This window comes from Enterobacter cloacae complex sp. CDL013 (assembly GCF_049238805.1).
Taxonomy (GTDB): domain Bacteria; phylum Pseudomonadota; class Gammaproteobacteria; order Enterobacterales; family Enterobacteriaceae; genus Enterobacter; species Enterobacter hormaechei_C.
The window spans coordinates 1-534 of the sequence record NZ_JBMKGT010000021.1 but is presented as its reverse complement, the minus strand read 5'-3'; the positions used below and the strand labels follow the sequence as shown (position 1 = coordinate 534).

General features: G+C 62.0%; 1 protein-coding gene. It reads right to left on the bottom strand.

Annotation, left to right across the window (positions count from 1 at the left end; all coding sequences use genetic code 11):
• Positions 1-42: 42 nt before the first annotated feature.
• Positions 43-534: 4Fe-4S dicluster domain-containing protein (locus ACOTXD_RS21705; protein WP_045142816.1), on the bottom strand; the 492-nt coding region annotated here is incomplete at its 5' end.

Here is a 534-nt window from a genome sequence, read left to right as displayed (position 1 = left end):
GTGAAGATCATCAGCGGCCATTCATGCCATCCACTTCCCATCTCACACCTCCTTCGGGTTTGCCAGGTAGCCGGTGGTGTCCCCCGTCGGACGGCTGTTGGCGTTAGGTTTAATCACAATACTCGGCTTTGTGAAGTGCGCAGACGGCAGCGGCGCGACGGCAGCAAGCTGGCCGTGTTTTTTGCGCAGCTCCTCAATCGGGCCAAAGTCCAGCGCGCGCAGCGGGCAGGATTCGACGCAGATGGGCTTTTTGCCGTCCGCCACCCGGCTGTGGCAGCCGTCGCACTTGGTCATGTGGCCTTTGGCGGCATTGTACTGCGGCGCGCCGTACGGGCAGGCCATGTGGCAGTAGCGACAGCCGATGCAGACATCCTCGTCCACCACCACAAAACCGTCGTCGCGCTTGTGCATTGCCCCGCTCGGGCAGACCTTGGTGCAGGCCGGATCTTCGCAGTGGTTGCAGGCAATCGACAGGTAATAGGCGAAGACATTCTGATGCCAGACGCCGTTATCCTCCTGCCAGTCGCCGCCCGC